The sequence below is a fragment of the Streptomyces sp. NEAU-174 genome (assembly GCF_052665095.1).
On the sequence record NZ_JBQTCE010000006.1, the window covers coordinates 367483 to 380407 of the forward strand.

At 71.7% G+C, this 12925-nt stretch carries 13 protein-coding genes; 5 read left to right on the plus strand and 8 right to left on the minus strand.

Features of this window, described 5'->3' with window-relative positions:
* Window positions 1–13 precede the first annotated feature (13 nt).
* The 5 genes from ACT2CW_RS20040 to ACT2CW_RS20060 form a co-directional block, all read right to left on the minus strand.
* A complete protein-coding gene (locus ACT2CW_RS20040; protein WP_445517634.1) occupies window positions 14–316 on the minus strand; it encodes a hypothetical protein in 303 nt (100 codons plus the stop codon).
* 346 nt (window positions 317–662) lie between these two features.
* Entirely contained in the window at window positions 663–1709 is a 1047-nt protein-coding gene (locus ACT2CW_RS20045) for a PHP domain-containing protein (protein WP_445517635.1), read from the minus strand.
* Window positions 1710–1812: 103 nt separating this feature from the next.
* A complete protein-coding gene (locus ACT2CW_RS20050; RefSeq protein WP_445517636.1) occupies window positions 1813–4158 on the minus strand; it encodes a glycoside hydrolase family 65 protein in 2346 nt (781 codons plus the stop codon).
* Entirely contained in the window at window positions 4155–4898 is a 744-nt protein-coding gene (locus ACT2CW_RS20055) for an HAD family hydrolase (protein ID WP_164422474.1), read from the minus strand. The genes ACT2CW_RS20050 and ACT2CW_RS20055 overlap by 4 nt, the downstream gene beginning before the upstream one ends.
* Window positions 4899–4977: 79 nt before the next feature.
* Window positions 4978–5877 carry a Gfo/Idh/MocA family protein gene (locus ACT2CW_RS20060; RefSeq protein WP_445517637.1) on the minus strand — a complete coding sequence of 300 codons (900 nt, stop codon included), beginning with the start codon at window positions 5875–5877 and terminating at the stop codon, window positions 4978–4980.
* Between the two features lie 218 nt (window positions 5878–6095).
* Between ACT2CW_RS20060 and ACT2CW_RS20065 the strand changes: the two genes are divergently transcribed.
* The 4 genes from ACT2CW_RS20065 (at window position 6096) to ACT2CW_RS20080 (ending at window position 10113) form a co-directional block, all read left to right on the plus strand.
* A complete protein-coding gene (locus ACT2CW_RS20065) occupies window positions 6096–7346 on the plus strand; it encodes a YVTN family beta-propeller repeat protein (RefSeq protein ID WP_445517638.1) in 1251 nt (416 codons plus the stop codon).
* 82 nt (window positions 7347–7428) lie between these two features.
* Window positions 7429–7929, plus strand: a complete 501-nt coding sequence (locus ACT2CW_RS20070) for a MarR family winged helix-turn-helix transcriptional regulator (RefSeq protein ID WP_445517639.1) — start codon at window positions 7429–7431, stop codon at window positions 7927–7929.
* 66 nt (window positions 7930–7995) lie between these two features.
* A complete protein-coding gene (locus tag ACT2CW_RS20075; RefSeq protein WP_445517640.1) occupies window positions 7996–9273 on the plus strand; it encodes an MFS transporter in 1278 nt (425 codons plus the stop codon).
* Window positions 9274–9378: 105 nt separating this feature from the next.
* Window positions 9379–10113, plus strand: coding sequence for a heparin lyase I family protein (locus tag ACT2CW_RS20080; protein WP_445517641.1), 735 nt, complete (start codon window positions 9379–9381; stop codon window positions 10111–10113).
* Between the two features lie 42 nt (window positions 10114–10155).
* Here ACT2CW_RS20080 and ACT2CW_RS20085 read toward each other — a convergent pair whose 3' ends face one another.
* Genes ACT2CW_RS20085 through ACT2CW_RS20095 form a run of 3 tightly spaced genes read right to left on the minus strand, consistent with a single transcriptional unit; the run spans window position 10156 to window position 11849 of the window.
* A complete protein-coding gene (locus ACT2CW_RS20085; RefSeq protein WP_138910419.1) occupies window positions 10156–10533 on the minus strand; it encodes a toxin Doc in 378 nt (125 codons plus the stop codon).
* A gap of 2 nt (window positions 10534–10535) precedes the next feature.
* Window positions 10536–10775 carry a hypothetical protein gene (locus ACT2CW_RS20090; protein ID WP_020865818.1) on the minus strand — a complete coding sequence of 80 codons (240 nt, stop codon included), beginning with the start codon at window positions 10773–10775 and terminating at the stop codon, window positions 10536–10538.
* A 45-nt stretch (window positions 10776–10820) separates the two neighbouring features.
* Complete coding sequence (locus ACT2CW_RS20095; protein ID WP_445517642.1) at window positions 10821–11849, minus strand: carbon-nitrogen hydrolase family protein; 1029 nt, start codon at window positions 11847–11849, stop codon at window positions 10821–10823.
* 170 nt (window positions 11850–12019) lie between these two features.
* Between ACT2CW_RS20095 and ACT2CW_RS20100 the strand changes: the two genes are divergently transcribed.
* The coding region (locus ACT2CW_RS20100) for an aldo/keto reductase (protein WP_445517643.1) at window positions 12020–12925 on the plus strand (906 nt) is incomplete at its 3' end.

A 12925-nucleotide genomic window follows, 5' to 3' on the forward strand; every position in this document is an offset into this window, starting at 1 on the left:
CGCGGACACCCCGTCACGCGGACACCCCGTCCAGGACGCCCGTCCAGATGCCGATCGCCGGAAGGCAGACGCCGACCGCGAAGACCCATGCGGCGGCGACGGCACGGGCGTAGGGGGCGGGGTGGCCGCCGGACCACCCCTGGGAGAGGGCCAGCAGCCGGTCCGCCGACTCCGCGTCCGTGACGGCCTCGGCGTCCGCCCGCATCTCCATCAGCGTGACCAGCACGCGGCGGGCGCGGCTGTTGGCGTAGAGGCCGCAGGTCAGGGTGAGGACGAAGACGGATATCGACGTGACAGTCTGCGCCGTGGTTTCCACGGGGGGTGATGGCGAGGGCCGTCATGCCGCCGAAGGCCGCGTCGCCGCGCGGACAGCGCCTGAGGTAGCCGACGGCGTCCCGCACTCCGCGCTGAACGGCCGGGTGCCCCGCTGAGGTCGTCGAAGAACTCGCCCGCGCCCGGCACCCGCCGCCCGGCACGCAGCTCCTCGGCGTACTCCTCGAAGAGCTCCTCGTGTTCGTCCTCGGCCACGGTCCGCGCCGCCCCCCGTGCGCCACGCCCTCCGCGGGGCGTGCAACGTCTCTACGCCCGCCCGCCCGGAGGAGACGATGTAAGGACTTACGGCAAATGGGCGAAGTCCACGCCCATTTCGTGTATGGCCGCTGTCAACTCCCGTGCCGCGCACGGCGCGGGGGCCTGCGCGTGCGGGTCCAGTCCACCAACTGCCGGGCCGTCCAGGTGGTGATGACGCGCTCCGCCGGCACCCCGCATTCCACGGCCCGGGGGCATCCATTGCGCTGCCAGTCGAGCTGGCCGGGCGCGTGGGCGTCGGTGTCGATGGAGAAGAACGTCCCCGCCCGCACGGCCTCCCGCAGCAGTCCGCGCGGTGGATCCAGCCGCTCCGGGCGGCAGTTGATCTCCACGGCGGTGCCCGCCTCCGCGCAGGCGCCGAAGACCTCCTCGTGGTCGAAGGCCGACTCGGGGCGCTTGCCGCCGAGCAGCCGTCCGGTGCAGTGGCCCAGCACATCGACCAGCGGATCGCTGACGGCGGTGACCATCCGACGGGTCATGGGGCGGGCGTCCATCCGCAGCTTGGAGTGGACCGAGGCCACCACCACGTCCAACTGGTCCAGCAGCTCCGGCTCCTGGTCCAGGGAGCCGTCGGGGAGGATGTCGACCTCGATCCCGGTGAGCAGCTGGAACGGGGCGAGCTTCGCGCGCAGCTCCGCCACCACGTCCAGCTGGGCGCGCAGCCGGTCCGCCGAGAGGCCGCGGGCCACCGTCAGCCGCGGGGAATGGTCGGTCAGCACCGCCCACTTGTGCCCCAGCCGCGCCGCCGTACGGGCCATCAGCTCGATCGGGGAACCGCCGTCGGACCAGTCCGAGTGCATATGGCAGTCCCCGCGCAGCGCGGCGCACAGCTTCGCCGCGTCCTCGTCCAGCTCGCTCCCGGCCTCGGCGGCCCCGGCCTCCAGCTTCGCCAGATACCCGGGCACCCGGTCCTTCAGCGCCTCCTGGACCACCTGCGAGGTCTTGGGGCCGAGCCCCTTGAGCGAGCGGAGGGTGCCGTTCGCGGCACGCCGCTCCACCTCCTGGGGGTCCAGGCCGGCGAGCACCGACTGGGCCGTGCGGAAGGCACGCACCCGGTAGGTCGGTGCCTGGGCGCGCTCCAGGAGAAACGCGATCCGGTCCAGGGCCTCCAGGGGGTCCATCGGGCGCTCCTCGCTGTGGGTGAGCCGTGGCTGGGCTGTGGCTGGGCCGTGGGTGGCGTGGCGTGGCGTGCGGGGTGCCATGACGTAACGGCGCGTCCGTGCCTCAGGCGCGGCGGTTCGGGCGGCGGCCGGGGGGCTGCCGGGGTTCGGGACGGGCCGTCAGCTCGTCGATGTCGCAGGTCTGGGGGGTCTTCTCGGAGACGGTGATGGGCCGGCCGTAGTGCCGGATCTCCAGGGGCGCGCCCTCGGCCAGGGAGTAGGTGACAGAGCGATTGGTGATCTCCACGCGCAGCCTCCGGCCCAGCACCCGCATGGTGAAGGCGAGCCGGGCCAGCTTCTCGGGCAGCTTGGGTGAGAACTCCAGCCTGCCGTCGAGGTGCCGCATCCCGCCGAATCCGGCGACCAGGGCGATCCAGGTGCCGGCGAGCGAGGCGATGTGCAGACCGTCACGGGTGTTGTGCTCCAGGTCCTTCAGGTCCATCAGGGCCGCCTCGCCCAGGTAGTCGTAGGCGAGCCGCAGATGGCCGACCTCGGCGGCCATGACGGCCTGGGTACACGCGGAAAGCGAGGAGTCCCGGACCGTCAGCCGCTCGTAGTAGTCGAAGTTGCGTGCCTTCTGCTCCTCCGTGAAGCACTCGCCGCGCAGATACATCGCCAGTACCAGGTCGGCCTGTTTGACCACCTGCTTGCGGTACATGTCGAAGTACGGGAAGTGGAGCATCAGCGGGTACTGGTCGGGGCGGGTGCCCTGGAAGTCCCACTCCTGGTGGCCGGTGAAGTCCGCGGACTGCTCATGGACGCCCAGGGTCTTGTTGTACGGGACGGTCATGGACTCGGCGGCGTCCCGCCAGGCGGCGGCCTCCTCGTCGTCGACGCCCAGTTCGGCGCCCTTCTCCGGGTGGCGTTCGACGATGTCCGCGGCGGCCCGCAGATTCGACTGGGCCATGAGGTTGGTGTACACGTTGTCGTCCGCGACGGCGCTGTACTCGTCCGGGCCGGTCACCCCGTCGATGTGGAAGCGGCCGTGGTGGTCGTGGTGGCCGAGGGAGCGCCACAGCCGGGCGGTCTCCACCAGCAGCTCCACGGCGGTCTCGCGCTCGAACTCGTCGTCGCCGGTGGCGGCCACATAGCGCACCACCGCGTCCGCCACGTCCGCGTTGACGTGGAAGGCCGCGGTGCCGGCCGGCCAGTAGGCGGAGCATTCGGAGCCGTCGATGGTGCGCCAGGGGAAGGCGGCGCCCTCGTGGCCCAGTTGCCGGGCCCGGTCGCGGGCGGCGGGCAGGATGGACTGCCGCCAGCGCAGCGCCTCGGCCACGGACTCGGGGAAGGTGTAGGTGAGCAGGGGCAGCACGAAGGTGTCGGTGTCCCAGAACGAGTGGCCGTCGTAGCCGGAACCGGTGAGGCCCTTGGCGGGGATGGCCCGTTCCTCGGCGCGGGCGCCGGCCTGGAGGACGTGGAAGAGGGCGAAGCGCACCGCCTGCTGGATCTCCGCGTCGCCCTCGACCTCGACGTCGGCGCGGGACCAGAAGTCCTCCAGCCAGGCGCGCTGCTGGTCCACTAGGCCGCGCCAGCCGGTGCTGGCGGCCCCGGCCAGCGCGGCCTCGACCTGGTCCCGTACGGCGGGCAGCGAGCGGGCGCCGGACCAGCCGTAGGCCACCAGCTTCTCCAGCCGCAGCACCTGGCCCGGCTCCAGTACCGAGGTGACGGTCAGCCGGGCGACGTCGTCGGTGCTCTCGCTGGAGTAGCGGGTGGGCGGCGGCCCGGTGACCAGGTGGTCGGCGGCGGCCGCGACCCGCAGGCAGCTGGCCTCGGTGCAGTGGATCAGCCGCAGCCGCTTGTCGGCGGCGGCGTTCTCCTCGGGCTTGAGCGGGGACTCCAGGGCCTCGGCCACCCGGGGGTCGCCGCCGCGCTCGGGGAGCTGCTCGTTGGCGACCAGCTCGGACTGGACGACGACGCGGATCTGGGCGTCGACGGCCTCCACCTCGTAGGCGATGGCGGCGATGGCCCGCTGGGTGAGCGAGACCAGCCGGGTGGAGCGGACCCGCACGCTGATGCCGGAGGGGGAGGTCCATTCGCAGGTGCGGTGGAGCAGTCCGCCGCGCAGGTCGAGCACCCGCTCGTGGGAGCGCAGCCGTCCGTAGCGCAGATCGAAGGGCTCGTCGTCCACCAGCAGCCGGATGATCTTGCCATTGGTGACGTTGATCATGGTCTGGCCGGCCTCGGGGTAGCCGTATCCGGCCTCGGCGTAGGGCAGCGGACGCCGTTCGTACACCCCGTTGAGGTAGGAGCCGGGGAGGCCGTGGGGCTCCCCCTCGTCGAGGTTGGCGCGCCAGCCCACATGGCCGTTGGAGAGCGCGAAGACCGATTCGCTCTGGGGCAGCAGATCGAGCCGGAGGTCGGTCTCCCGCAGCAGCCAGGGGTCGACGGCGTACGAGGAATCGGTGATCACGAGTCGTCCTCCAGCAGCTCGGCGAGATCCTTGACCACGATGTCGGCGCCATGTGCGCGCAGCGCGTCGGCCTGGCCCACTCGGTCCACGCCGACGACACAGCCGAAGTGTCCGGAGTGCCCGGCCTCCATGCCCGCCAGGGCGTCCTCGAAAACGGCGGCCGCCTCGGGCCCGACGGCCAGCTCGTGTCCGGCCTCCAGGAAGGTGTCGGGGTGCGGTTTGCCGGGCAGCTTGCGCTCGGCGGCGACCACACCGTCGATCCGCACCTCGAAGAGGTGCTCGATACCGGCGGCGATCAGCACATCGCGGCAGTTGGCGCTGGAGGAGACGACCGCGGTCCGCAGGCCCTGGGCGCGCACGGCCTCCACGAAGCGCACCGAGCCCGGGTACGCCTCCACTCCCTCCTTCCGGATCTTCTCCAGGACGAGGATGTTCTTGCGGTTGCCCAGGCCGTGCACGGTGTCCCGGTCGGGCGGGTCGTCCGGCTCGCCGTCGGGGAGCTCGATGCCCCGGGAGGCCAGGAAGGTGCGCACCCCGTCGGCGCGCGGACGGCCGTCCACGTACTCGTCGTAGTCACGGCCGGAGTCGAAGGGGCGGTAGGAGGGGCCGTCGCGTCGCCGCAGATATTCGTCGAACATCTGTTTCCACGCCGCCGCGTGCACCACCGCGGTCCGGGTCAGCACGCCGTCGAGGTCGAACAGGCAGGCCCGGATGCCATCGGGCAGGCAGAGCTTGGTCATGGCCCCCGGTTCCCCCGGGAACGCCGGAATATGCGGGGAGAGGGAAGCCTTCCCCCGGTCAGCGGAGCCCGGCGGCCGCTCAGCGCGGCACAACGGTGCGGCCCTCGCGGCCCGAGCGGTCGGCGGCCTCCAGGACGGCGACGACCTCGCGGCCGAACCGTACGTCGCAGGGGTCGGCCGCGCCGCCGTCGCGGGCACCGCTCAGCAGCCGGTCGACGGCCGTGGCGAAGGCGTCCAACGCGGTGGTCCCGGCCTCGGGCACCACGGCGATCCCCCGCTCGCCGTAGAAGTCGCACGAGAAACCCCGGGCGGCGGGCCGGGCGTCCAGGGTGAGCGCGAGGGTGCCGATGGCGCCGGAGTGGTGGCGCAGCAGCACATGCGCCGCGCCGCGCGGCCCCTCGAGGGCGGTGACCTCGGCCACCGGGCCGAGCACCGGCAGCAGGACGGACAGCGAGTGCGGGCCGACGTCCCACAGCCCGCCGCGCTCCCGCCGCCAGCGGGAGTCGCCGTAGTGGCCGCCGGGCTGGAAGATCGAGGCGAAGGCGGTGGCACGGCCGCCGTCCCAGCCGCCGTCCGCCGCGGCCTGCCGGAGGAAGGTCTCGACGGGGGCCGCGAAGCGGTTGGTGAAGAACACCACCGAGGCCAGCCCGCGCTCGTCCACGGCGCGCACGATCCGGTCGGCCTCCTCGGTGCTGAAGGCCAGCGGCTTGTCCAGCAGCAGATGGCGCCCGGCCAGCGCGGCCCGCTCGGCGAGGCCGCTCTGGATGTCCGGCGGGAGGGCGATGGCCACGGCGTCCACGTCGGCGATCAGCGCGTCGGCGTCCGGGTAGGCACGGGTGCCCCAACGGTCCGCCAGCGCCTTCGACTTCGCCGGATCGCGTCCCCAGATCCCGGCCAGTTCGGCCACGGGGTGTGCGGCGAGCGCCGCCGCGTGGGTCTCGGCCGCCCAGTGTCCGGTGCCCAGCACTCCGAACCGCACTGTCCGTCCCCCTCCGCGCGAAGCCCCCGGGGCCCTCCCCGGGCGTCGGCCGCGATCCTACGCCGGTGCCGACCGGGCCGCTTCGCCCGAGGGCGGTACGCCGCTCCCCCGCTTGGCCGCGGGCGGATGCCGGTGGGCGGGGGCGGTGCCAGGGTGAGGCCATGGCCGGCCACGGTGCGGGTGACGGCCGAAGCCCACCCTCACCGCTGGAGGAACCCGTGGCCCGTGGCTCGTCCCGCTCCCCCTCCCGCGCACACCGGCGGCGTGCCGCGGTCCGGGCCGCGGCGGCCCTGTTGCTGTGCGGGGCGGCGGTTCCGGCCTGCGCCTCCTCGAGCGATCACCGGCCGGACCGGGCGGCGTCGGCGTCGGCGCGGCAGAGCGCGCTCCAGGCGTCGGCCGCGGCGAAGAGGAAGGCGGCGAGGAAGGCCGAGTTGGCCCGGCTGCTGCCGGGGATGCCGCCCCCGCTGGACCCGCATGACCTCTACGCGGCCGACCGGGCGGGGAAGCTGTCCCGGACGGTGCGGGACTATCCGTCGCGGGTGTACGTGCCCAACACCCTCTCGGACACGGTGAGCGTCATCGATCCGAAGAAGTTCAAGGTCATCCGCACGATCCAGGTGGGCCACCAGCCGCAGCACGTGGTGCCCTCGTGGGATCTGAAGACGCTGTGGGTCAACAACGACCTGGGGAACACCCTCACCCCCATCAACCCCGCCAACGGCCGGGTGGGCCGCCCGGTGGACGTCCACGACCCGTACAACCTCTACTTCACCCCGGACGGGAAGTACGCCGTGGTGATGGCCTCCATGGACCGGGCGCTGGTCTTCCGGGACGCGCACACCATGAAGGTGGTCAAGTCGGTGCCGGTGGACTGCTACGGCGTCAACCACGCGGACTTCTCACCGGACGGGCGCTACTTCATCGTCTCGTGCGAGTTCTCCGGTGAGCTGCTGAAGGTGGACACGGCGAAGAAGAAGGTGATCGCCAAGCAGCGGCTGCCGATCGCCGGGGCGATGCCGCAGGACGTCAAGATCTCGCCCAACGGCAAGACCTGGTACATCGCCGACATGGTGGCCAACGGCCTGTGGGTGCTCAACGGCGACACCTTCGGCAAACCCCGGCTGCTGCCCACCGGAAAGGGCACACACGGCCTCTACGTCAGCCGCGACTCCCGCTCCATGTACATCTCCAACCGCGGCGAGGGCACCATCTCGGTGCTGTCCTTCAAGACCGGCAAGCTGGTGCGACGGTGGCGGCTCCCCGGTGGCGGCAGCCCCGACATGGGCGGGGTGTCCACCGACGGCAAGGTGCTGTGGCTCTCGGGCCGCTACAACGCCGAGGTCTACGCGATCGACACCACCACCGGCCGGCTGCGCGCCCGGATCCCGGTCGGCGGCGGCCCGCACGGGCTCGCGGTCTACCCCCAGCCCGGCCGCTACTCCCTCGGCCACACCGGAATCTTCCGCTGAGGCGGTATTCCCGCGGGCGCCCGCCGGGGCCTGTGAGCATCTGCATAGCCTGCCTATATAGAGGCATGATATAAAACTAGATGTGGAATACACACAGCAGTCCGGTGCCGACTCCGACGCCCCCGCCACCCGTGAGGAGGTCGCGGAGGCGCTGGAGCAGCTGGCGTTCCTCGCGGTGCGCCATCTGACCAACCGGGACATCAGCTTCACCGCGGCCTCGACCCTCGGCCGGCTCAGCCGGGAGGGCCCGTCCCGCCTCACGGCCCTGGCCGCCGACGAAGGCGTCACCCAGCCCTCGATGACCCAGCTCATCCAGCGGCTGGAGCGGCAGGGCCTGGTGACCCGGGTCGACGATCCGCACGACGGCCGGGTGGTCCTGGTGGCGATCACCGACGCCGGGCGGGAGCTGCTCGCCGAGCGGCGCCGCGGCCGTACGAACCGGCTCGCCGAACTGCTGGCCACCCTTCCCCCCGAGGACGAACAGGCACTCGCCACCGCCGTCCGCGCCGCCACCCCCGCCTTCCAGCGGCTGGTCGAGAGCGCGGCACGGGCGCGGAAGTCCCCGGGAAACACCGCTTCCTGATCAACCGGCACCCTGCCGCGCCACGGCTCGCCATGTCGTCACGGCTCGGACCCTGAACGACGGAGCATGACTGTGTCCGCTCACCCCAGCACCCCCAACCCCTTCAAGCAGCCGAAGGCCGTCTGGGCTGTCGCCTTCGCCTGTGTGATCTCCTTCATGGGCATCGGCCTCGTGGATCCGATCCTGCCCTCCCTCTCCGCCAAGCTGCATGCCACGCCGAGCCAGGTGTCGCTGCTGTTCACCAGCTATCTGGTGGTCACCGCCGTCGCCATGCTGGTCACCGGGTTCGTCTCCAGCCGTATCGGCGCCAAGCGCACCCTGGTGGCCGGTCTGGTGCTCATCGTGATCTTCAGCGCGGCGGCCGGGGCGTCCGGCAGCATCGACGGGATCGTCGGCTTCCGCGCCGGGTGGGGGCTGGGCAACGCCCTCTTCATCGCCACCTCGCTGGCCGTCATCGTGGGCTCGGCCAGCGGTGGCTTCGCCGGCGCGATCATCCTCTACGAGACCGCGCTGGGCATCGGCATCGCGATCGGGCCGCTGCTCGGCGGTGAGCTCGGCGCGATCAGCTGGCGCGGGCCGTTCTTCGGCGTGGCGGTCCTGATGGCCATCGCGCTGATCGCGACCATCGTGCTGGTCCAGCCCACCCCGACCCCGACCCGCCGGGCCGGGGTCGCCGACCCGATCAAGGCGCTGCGCCACCGCGGGCTGCTCATCATGGGGCTGACCGCGCTCTGCTACAACTGGGGCTTCTTCACGGTGCTGGGCTACGCCCCGTTCCCGATGGACCTGGGCACCCATGAGCTCGGCTATGTGTTCACCGGCTGGGGTGTGCTCGTCGCCGTCTTCTCGGTCTTCGGCGCCCCCTGGCTCCAGGCGCGGCTCGGCATAGCCCGCTCGCTGTATCTGAATCTGGCGCTGTTCGCCCTCGACATCCTCGTCATCGGTCTCTTCACCGACTCCAAGGCGACGCTGATCGTGGCGGTGATCGTGGCCGGCGCCTTCATCGGGATCAACAACACCATCACCACCCAGGCGGTGATGACCGTCGCCCCCGTCGAACGGCCCGTCGCCTCCGCCTCCTACGGCTTCGTCCGCTTCATCGGCGGCGGTCTGGCCCCGTACGCCGCGGGCAAGATCGCCGAGCACAACGGTGTGCATCTGCCCTTCTACATCGGGGCGGCGGCGGTCGCGCTGGGCATCGGCGTCCTGGCCACCGGGCACTCGCTGCTCGCCGAGGCCGAGCGCGTCCAGGCGGCGGAGGCGGCCGGACACACCCCGGCCGAGGAGCGGCGCGAGACGCTGGAGAAGCAGGCGCTGGCCGAGGAGCTCGGCTCGGCGGGCTGACGCGAGCGACGGGCCCGGCACGATGCACGGGGCAGGTATGGACCAATTGGGGCGGTTCCAGTACGGTGCACACACCATCGAACGGGGGCCTTCCCAAGGAGTGGCATGGCTTCCTTACGGTCCACCCAGCGCATCGCCGGGCTCCGGTTCGCCTTACCCGCGGCCGTGGCGGTCGCGGGTCTCGCGTTCGCCTGGCCCGCGGACGCCGCGTCCATCTGGGACGGCGACGCCTCCGGCGGCACCAAGATCTACGGCCTGCTGAACTGCGACTCCCCGGGCAGCGTCACCGCCGTCTCGGACGCACAGCGCGGCAAGATCTGGAAGTACGACAAGCCGAGCGGCAGCAATCGCTGCGAAAGCCACGGCATCGCCGTGGGCGGCTCGAAATACGCCTTCCAGAACGGCGGGACCTACTGGTTCGGCTGGTCGAGCAAGCTCTCCAGCACGGTCGACAACAACGCCACCTTCCAGTGGAAGTCCTACGAGGATCACATCCAGAACTGGCCGGTGGTCCTGAAGACGCTCGGCGGCCGGACCACGATGATCCAACGGCAGCCCGGCAACCAGGTCTTCACCATCTGGTCGACCCCGGCCTCGGCGAACACCTGGAATCACTACACCATCGGGCTGCATCTGTCCGACGAGACCAAGGGCGGCTGGGTCGAGCTCTGGGTCAACGGTCAGCAGCAGAAGTTCAGCGATGGCACCACCCGGTGGGCCTGCCGCACCTTCGACAGCAGCAACGACCCCAAGTGGGGGGTGTACGGGGCCGAGAACAGCCGGGTGGTCAACTACATCGACGACCTCAAGGTCGGCACCACCCGCGGTGACGTCGACTGACGCCCCGAGCCCCGCCCGAGCCCCCGCCGGTCCGTTTCCCCCTCAGATCCGCCAGGAGCGGATGTGGCTGGCCGCGTCGAAGACATCGGACTTCCCCGAGAGGATGTCGCGGACCAGGTCGATCAGCGCCCCGTACGGCGGGTCGATGCCCTCGCCGGAGGCGTGCATATAGGCGACCGCGGTCGCGGCGGCGAACCGAGCGTTGCTCGCCGGAAGCGGTCTGAGCAGCGCGACGGTGTGCAGCAGGGCCGCGGCCCGCCACGCGGGGTCGGGATCGACCCCCAGGCGCGGCGGGTCGACGCGGTGGCGGGCGACGGCCGCGACCAGACCCGAGAAGTCCGAGATGGCCGGCTGTTCCGGCATGACCTCCTCATGGCGCTGCAACAGCCAGGGGACGTCGATTTGCAGCAGCGGGGCCATGGTCAGGCGGCCTGCCCGGGCTGGCGGTGCTCATCGTCGGGGAACGCGTCCGCGAAGGCGTCGGCGTTGTCCGCGAAGAACCGCCGGAAGACCTCGGCACCCTCCTGTAGAGCGCGGTGACGCGCGATGTCGGCCACGGTCGCCTCACGGACGAGGGCCTTCATGGTGGTACCGCGCTCCTTGGCGATCTGGCGGAGGTCCTCAAGTTCCCGATCGCTGAATTCCACGTTGAGAGCTGACATGGGGACACCCTACTCACCGGGTACCCCGTCAGCAATCGCAGCAGTTCAGATCGTGTTTTTGTAGGTACTTGACAAACCTTTCCAGCCATTGGGGACGGCTTGGGGACGGCCGCGGCCGGGGACCGGACCGCCGTCGCGCCCGACCCGGACGAACGGCTCGCGCACCTCCCGGTCCAGCAGGCTCCGGTACGCGGCGGGGCGGCGGAAGGCGTCTCCCCAGGTCTCCCGGCGCCGGTTGTCGCGCAGCGCGTCGAGGTCGAAGACCGCCGGATAGACCCCCTCGGCCTCGCCCGCCTCGACCACCAGGGTGTCGCGCGACCGCCCGTCCACGAACGCGACGCCGTCGTGGGCGACGGAGTGGCCCCAGCCGGGACCGGCGTAGTTGGCCATGGCCATCCCGGTCATGTTCTCCACGGCGCGGGAACGGAACTGGGAGAGCCGGTTGATCTCCAGCTCGCAGGCGTTCGGGGTGAGGACGATCTCCGCCCCCGCGAGCATCAGGGCGCGGGCGCTCTCCGGGAACTCCCGGTCGTAACAGATCATCGCCCCGGTCATCACCTCGCCCACCGCCGTGTCCAGAGCGCACACCTCGAACCCCTCCCCCGGGGTCAGACCGGCCTCGGGCAGGTCGAAGGCGCAGGTGTGCACCTTGGCGTAGGTCAGCACCAGGCGGCCGTGCCGGTCGATGAGGGAGAGGGTGTTGCGCGGCGGTCCGTCCCAGCGCTCCAGATACGTGAGCGCGATGGCCATCTCGAGCTCGGCGGCCAGCTCGCGGAAGCGGGTGACGAAGGGCGAGTCGCGGGTGATGGGCTCGCCGAGCCAGACCGGCTCTGGCCACGGCGCGGCCGGGGTGCGGGCGCCGTCCCACAGCGACGGATGGCGGTAGACGTCGCCGTCGGCGGAGCCTTCGGGGACGGCGCAGCTGTAGCCGTTGCTCCACATCTCGGGGAAGAGCGCGATGTCCGCGCCGAGCGCCCCGGCCCGGCGGCAGGCCGCCTCGCCGAGGGCGAGGTTCACGTCCAGATCCGGCCCCGGCGGGGCGAGTTGGAGCAGGGCGACGGTGAGGGTGGTCATGGCGGATGTCTCCTTCGGTACCTGGCGCCGCCGGATCCCGGCGGCCGGAAGCGGGTAGGGCTGCCCGTACAGCGTGATGGCCGAAGGGACCGGCCACGGAAGACGGCTCGGTGCACGACCGGTGAACGGAGGTACGGTGAGCCGCGTCGCCGTGAGGGAGAAGAGGGAGCATGGAGCAGCGTGAGTTCGGCCGGCTCGGCCGTAAGGTCTCGGTCGTGGGCCTGGGCACCTGGCAGCTGGGCGCGGACTGGGGCGAGGTCGACGAGAGTGACGCCCTGACCGTGCTGGACACGGCCGTCGAAGCGGGCGTGACGTTCTTCGATACCGCCGATGTGTACGGGGACGGGCGCAGCGAGCAGCTCATCGGGCGGTACCTGAGGTCGCGCCCGGACGCCGGGATCTTCGTGGCCACCAAGATGGGGCGGCGGCTGCCGCAGCTCGCGGAGAACTACACCCTGGACAACTTCCGCGCGTGGACCGACCGTTCGCGGGCCAATCTGGGCGTGGACACCCTGGATCTGGTGCAGTTGCACTGCCCGCCGTCCTCGGTGCACTCCTCGGCCGCGGTCTTCGACGCGCTGGACACGCTGGTGGCCGAGGAGCGGGTGGCGGCGTACGGGGTGAGCGTCGAGACCTGTGCGGAGGCGCTGGCGGCGATCGCGCGTCCGGGCACGGCGAGTGTGCAGATCATCCTCAACCCGTTCCGGCTCAAGCCGCTGGAGGAGGTGGTGCCGGCGGCGCGGGAGGCCGGTGTGGGGATCATCGCGCGGGTGCCGCTGGCGTCCGGTCTGCTGTCCGGGAAGTACACCAAGGACACCATCTTCGCCGAGAACGACCACCGCACCTTCAACCGGCACGGCGAGGCGTTCGACCAGGGCGAGACGTTCTCCGGCGTGGGCTTCGAGGAGGGCGTCGAGGCGGCGGTGGAGTTCGCCGGGCTGGCCCCGGCGGGAGTCACCCCCGCGCAGACGGCGCTGCGGTGGATCGTCCAGCAGCCGGGCGTGACCTCGGTCATCCCGGGGGCGGGGTTGTTCCGGGAGGGGCAGGAGGGAGAGAGACCAGTGGGGGGGGCCCCC

What these genes read in the sequence shown, in the direction of transcription:
- ACT2CW_RS20045 (WP_445517635.1), bottom strand. Translation starts at nt 1,709, where the DNA reads ATGGACCCCCTGGAGGCCCTGGACCGGATCGCGTTTCTCCTGGAGCGC.
- ACT2CW_RS20055 (WP_164422474.1), bottom strand. Translation starts at nt 4,898, where the DNA reads ATGACCAAGCTCTGCCTGCCCGATGGCATCCGGGCCTGCCTGTTCGAC.
- ACT2CW_RS20075 (WP_445517640.1), top strand. Translation starts at nt 7,996, where the DNA reads ATGACTGTGTCCGCTCACCCCAGCACCCCCAACCCCTTCAAGCAGCCG.
- ACT2CW_RS20080 (WP_445517641.1), top strand. Translation starts at nt 9,379, where the DNA reads ATGGCTTCCTTACGGTCCACCCAGCGCATCGCCGGGCTCCGGTTCGCC.
- ACT2CW_RS20085 (WP_138910419.1), bottom strand. Translation starts at nt 10,533, where the DNA reads ATGGCCCCGCTGCTGCAAATCGACGTCCCCTGGCTGTTGCAGCGCCAT.
- ACT2CW_RS20090 (WP_020865818.1), bottom strand. Translation starts at nt 10,775, where the DNA reads ATGTCAGCTCTCAACGTGGAATTCAGCGATCGGGAACTTGAGGACCTC.
- ACT2CW_RS20095 (WP_445517642.1), bottom strand. Translation starts at nt 11,849, where the DNA reads ATGACCACCCTCACCGTCGCCCTGCTCCAACTCGCCCCGCCGGGGCCG.